Below are 4,728 nucleotides of genomic sequence, written 5' to 3'. Positions count from 1 at the left end.
TGGACGGGCAGCCCCTTCGGACGACATGATTAGAATGGCTTGTTCTTTCATATTTTCCACCTTTGTGCAATGCCTTGCAACCGTTGAGTCCCTGCATCTGAGTTTGTGAACGGCTATCTGCGCGGCTGGGCGTACAGTTTGGCTTGCAACACCCGGTATGTCATTATAATCTAAAGGGCGGGGTGTTCCTAGCCGATATGCCAAAAAAAACACCAGGACAGTATTTTTTGAGCAAGGGCATTTTGCCGAACCAACTGACCGATCATCTCGAGAAGCTTCTTCCGCTCGAGCACGAGGTTTTGCTGGCCCGGGCTGCGGGGGAGAGCCTGCGCCAGCTTGGCGGGAGACTCGAGCTGACCGCAGAAGGGGTGCGCCAGATAGAACGCCGTGCTCTGAGAAAGCTCCAGGGCGAGGGTTCTTCGGTACCGGCCCAGGGCCAGCACTTTCGCCAGGCCGTGGAGCAACGCTTTGGAGTAACGCTGGAGGAGGCGGTCAAGCGCCTGCCCAGGTCCGAGCGCAAGCTGGTGCTGGCCTACGCCAAAGGCGAGTCGCTGGCCGACCTGGCCCCGACCCTGGAACTCAGCATAGAACAGGCCATGACCCTGCGGGATCGGCTGGTGTCGCGGCTGCTGGGGGAGGAGCGCGGCTCGAGGGCCGGACGCTGGCTCGAGTTGAAAGCCTCCGTGGTGGTGGCGCTGACCCAGACTCCCCTGACCTACGACGAGCTCGAGAAACGCTTTCCCATGTCCCGCCGCCGGCTGATGAAGCTTATGCTGCAACTGGTTGATGAGGGCCGGGCCGAGCTGACCGACGAGTACCCCTTCCGCTTTTTCAGTGTGGAGAAAAAGCAAGCTCGTTCCGGTAGCCCTCCCCCTGAGTGAGCTGCTGGCCCCGACCCCGCGCACCCTGAACTAAGCGGGTTGCACCAAAAACCCCTTTACGCAGTCTTTGCATAAAGGGGTTTTCCTGTCCTGCACCTGGTGGGCGCGACTGGACTCGAACCAGCGACCCCTACCGTGTCAAGGTAGTGCTCTAGCCATCTGAGCTACGCGCCCGCGGAGGCGGGGTGTTTTGCTGCCGAGGTTCCGCCCCAGGAGGTGGAAACCATCTGGAGGCGCTGACCGGATTCGAACCGGTGAATGGAGGTTTTGCAGACCTCTGCCTTACCACTTGGCTACAGCGCCGCGCCTGCCCACAACGAGTGGTTCAGCAAACGCTAGGTTAGCATCTGCCAGAGGGTGTGTCAAACGTTTTTTTGAAAGCCGCTCTCCCGCCCGGACAACCGGCAGGGAAGATCAATTCACCGATTTGACGGCCCCCGGCGCCGGTATCGCCGGCTCGAATCGTATTTACGGTACGATTGAACCGTGCGTGAAGTGTTCATCAAAACGCCAGGCGGCTTCCGCTGGCCTTTTTCCAAAGGGTTGCTGGTGGAGTCCATGATGATGGCCGGGCTGAAAATGGAGCCCGCGATGTCGGTGGCCCATACCATCGAGGCCCAGCTCAAGACCCGGAAAAAGCCGGAAATTACCGCCCTGGCCCTTAAGAAACTGCTTATTCAAGAGGTGAAAAAAAGCTTTGGCCCCGAACTGGCCGAGCGGATCAAGGGCCAGACCCAGGCTTTTGAGGATATTGTGGTTAAGGAAGGGTACCGCCGGCGCCCTTTTTCCAAAGGGGTGCTGGCCCGCAGCCTGGAAGATGCCGGGTTTGCCATGCGCGAGGCCCAGGCCCTGGCCCGCTCGGTGGAAATCCGGCTGCGCCGCAGTGGGGTGCGCTCGATCGAGGCACCCGAACTGGAAAAGCGGATTACCGCCGAAATTGAAGAGCTGTTTGGGCCTGCGGCCCGAACCCGCTATGCCGGACGGCAAGCGTTGGCCGGAGAGATTTTTGTGGAGGAAGGCGAGGGTGAGCCCCGGGTTCCCTTCTCCAAGGGGGTGCTGGCCCAGTCGGTGATGGCAGTGGGGCTTTCGCCCGACTCGGCCTATCGCCTGGCCCGCGATGTGGAGCGTCGGCTGCGCGAGGCTGGCTCCACGGTGGCAACCCGCGACTACCTGCGCCGAACCGTTTCGGAGGAGCTGCTCGAGGAAGCCGGGGAGGAAGTGGCCCGTCGGTATCACCTGCTGCGCAGCGTGCGCCGTGCGGTCAGGCCGGTACACCTCTTGATTGGCGGGGTGGCGGGGGTTGGGAAGAGCGTGCTGGCCTCGGCGCTGGCCTACCGGCTGGGTATCACCCGCATGATTTCCACCGATGCGGTCAGGGAAATTTTGCGGGCGACCATTCCCCGAGACCTCCTGCCCACCCTGCATACCAGCAGCTTCGATTCGTGGCAGGCGCTTGCCACCCCCCATACCGCCGAGCCCAGCGCTGCACTGGTGATGCAGGGATTCCGCGATCAGGTCTCGAGGGTGGCGGTGGGGTTGCGGGCCATTCAGGAACGAAGCGCCAGGGAAAAAACCTCGCTGGTGGTGGAGGGGGTGCATGTGGTTCCGGGCTACATGACCCACCAGTACCAGAGCGAGGTTATTCAAATTCCCATCATGCTGGTGCTCGAGGATATAGAGCTACACCGCGACCGGTTTGCCCTGCGGGAACGCGAAACCAGGGGGTCGCGCTCGAGTGGAGCCTATGCCCACCACTTCGATCAGATTCGCCTGATCCAGCAGCATCTGGAAGAGTTGGCCAGGGGTGCAGGCATCCCGCTGATCGCAGCCGAAAACCTGGACCGGGCCATTGACAAGGGCCTCGAGGTGATTGTGGATCGGTTGCAGGAAGCTTATTTTGAAGTGGCGCAGGGCTAGTGCCTGGTCAAGCTGGTTTTTTTCCCTCAGGGTGCCCCTAACCCTGGCTCTGTCCCAAACCCTGGCGTCAGTATCGGGACGGAGCATAGCCCGTACACCAGGCGGACGATCCCCTGTCGGGACAGGCTGGGCCTGTACACCGGGCGGACGATCCCCTGTCGGGACAGGCTGGGCCTGTACACCAGGCGCAAAACCTGATCACAAGCCACATACTTTGGTTTGAGCCGCACGGTAGGCTCGAGCGGTGAGCGCGTTAATTCAGCTTCCCGGCCTTCCTCCCATTCCGCCCCTGGGCATCGGTACCTGGCAGTGGGGCGACAAACTGGTCTGGGGCTATGGCCATGGCTACCAGCAAAGCGATACCCAGGCGGCCTATCAAGCCGCGTTGCGGGGCGGGGTGCGCCTCTTCGATACCGCCGAAGTGTATGGTTTTGGGGTTTCGGAAAAGCTGATTGGACAGTACTACCAGGCCCAGCAGCCCAAACCCCTGGTGGTCAGCAAGATGTTTCCGTACCCCTGGCGATTTTCCCGCAAGGTGCTTCTGGGCGCGCTCAAAAAGAGCCTGCGGCGCTTGCAGATGAACCGGCTGGATCTGTATCTGCTGCACTGGCCCTGGAAGCCCGTCCCGCTCGAGCAGTGGGCGGAGTCGCTGGCCGAAGCCTTCGAACAGGGGCTGGCCCGAGCGGTGGGGGTCTCTAACCTCGATCTGGCCCAGCTCGAGCGGGTGGCGAAGGTGCTGACCAGACACCGGGTTCCGCTGGCGGCCAACCAGGTCGAGTACCACCTGCTCGAGCGCAAGCCCGAGAAAACCGGCCTGCTGAAAGCCATGCAGGCCGAGGGCATTGTGCTGATGGCCTACAGCCCGCTGGCAATGGGCTGGCTCACCGGCAAGTACCGTCTGGAGAACCCCCCGCCTGGCCGCTACCGTGCCCAGCGCTACGTAATGCACAAAGCCCAAATTCCCCAGCTCCTGCAAACCCTGAGCGAGATCGCTCAGAGCCTGGGTGTGGCCCCGGCCCAGGTGGCCCTGCGCTGGTGTATTCAAAAAGGCACCTTGCCCATTCCTGGAGCCAAAAACGCACGGCAGGCCGAGGGCAACGCCGGTGCTTTGCAGATTCTCCTGTCGGAGGAGGAGATGGCCCGACTTGACTCCATCCTGTGAAGCCCTGCAAACCAGGTCGGAACAAAGGGCTATCTGAGCGGTTTTCTAAGGTTGCCCAGGATAGAAATTTCGGTGATGGCATCATTTGAGATGCCTGGGGGTTTGCGACGGCGCAGTTCCGCTCCGAGCCTCTTGGCGCACTACAAATTCCTAACCAGGAGAACCTTAATCGCAGCTTGACAACATCGGAGCCTCGTAACGCCTGAAGGTGCAAATCAGCATTTACCTCCTGGGGCCTGGTCTATCCTCGAGGAAGTGGGTGGGCTTTGGCCCCAGGAGGTTATGTGATGCGAAGTTTTCTGTTTGCTCTGTTGGTGACCCTGCTTGTGGGCTGCGGTACTTCCCCCAGAACCGATGTACTCATGGTTCCTCAGACCGTTCCTACCCTGTACTCGGGCTTTACCGTGCAACTCAAAGCCCTGGTGGCCCACAACCCGGATCGCCGGGTCACCTGGCACAGCAACGGCGGCCAGATCGTTGCCAACGATACCAAGGCCGTTTTTGTTGCGCCCGAAACCCCCGGAACCTATACCATAACCGCCACCAGCGTGGGCGATCCCAGCGCCAGTGCTTCCATCGCCATCAGGGTCGAAGCAGGCGCCGGATTTATCCAGGCTGCGGTTCGCAATGCGTCCAGTAGCCAGGCCCTTAGCGGGGTGAGCTTCAGTTACTGCAACACCCAGGGCTGCACCCCCACCACCCCCGTCCAGAACCCGACGGAAAATCCAGTGGGCGACTATAGTTTCCAACTGGCTGGGGGCACCTATA

General features: G+C 61.2%; 4 protein-coding genes and 2 tRNA genes. 4 read left to right on the top strand and 2 right to left on the bottom strand.

Going from position 1 to position 4,728, the window contains the following annotated elements:
- Positions 1-242 precede the first annotated feature (242 nt).
- Positions 243-881, top strand: coding sequence for a sigma factor-like helix-turn-helix DNA-binding protein (locus Q0288_RS16065; protein WP_299432699.1), 639 nt, complete (start codon positions 243-245; stop codon positions 879-881).
- A gap of 97 nt (positions 882-978) precedes the next feature.
- On the opposite strand, the gene Q0288_RS16060 is transcribed toward Q0288_RS16065, so the two are convergent.
- Positions 979-1,055: transfer RNA gene (locus Q0288_RS16060), tRNA-Val, on the bottom strand.
- Between the two features lie 54 nt (positions 1,056-1,109).
- Positions 1,110-1,184 (bottom strand) — tRNA-Cys (locus Q0288_RS16055).
- A 183-nt stretch (positions 1,185-1,367) separates the two neighbouring features.
- Here Q0288_RS16055 and Q0288_RS16050 point away from each other — a divergent pair.
- The 3 genes from Q0288_RS16050 to Q0288_RS16040 form a co-directional block, all read left to right on the top strand.
- A complete protein-coding gene (locus tag Q0288_RS16050; protein WP_299432696.1) occupies positions 1,368-2,798 on the top strand; it encodes an ATP cone domain-containing protein in 1,431 nt (476 codons plus the stop codon).
- A 244-nt stretch (positions 2,799-3,042) separates the two neighbouring features.
- Positions 3,043-3,960 carry an aldo/keto reductase gene (locus Q0288_RS16045; protein ID WP_299432693.1) on the top strand — a complete coding sequence of 306 codons (918 nt, stop codon included), beginning with the start codon at positions 3,043-3,045 and terminating at the stop codon, positions 3,958-3,960.
- A 287-nt stretch (positions 3,961-4,247) separates the two neighbouring features.
- The coding region (locus Q0288_RS16040; RefSeq protein WP_299432690.1) for a hypothetical protein at positions 4,248-4,728 on the top strand (481 nt) is incomplete at its 3' end.

It is taken from the genome of uncultured Meiothermus sp. (assembly GCF_937863175.1).
GTDB lineage: Bacteria > Deinococcota > Deinococci > Deinococcales > Thermaceae > Meiothermus.
Note: the sequence above shows the minus strand (reverse complement) of the source record. Positions and strands in the feature narration are given on the sequence as shown.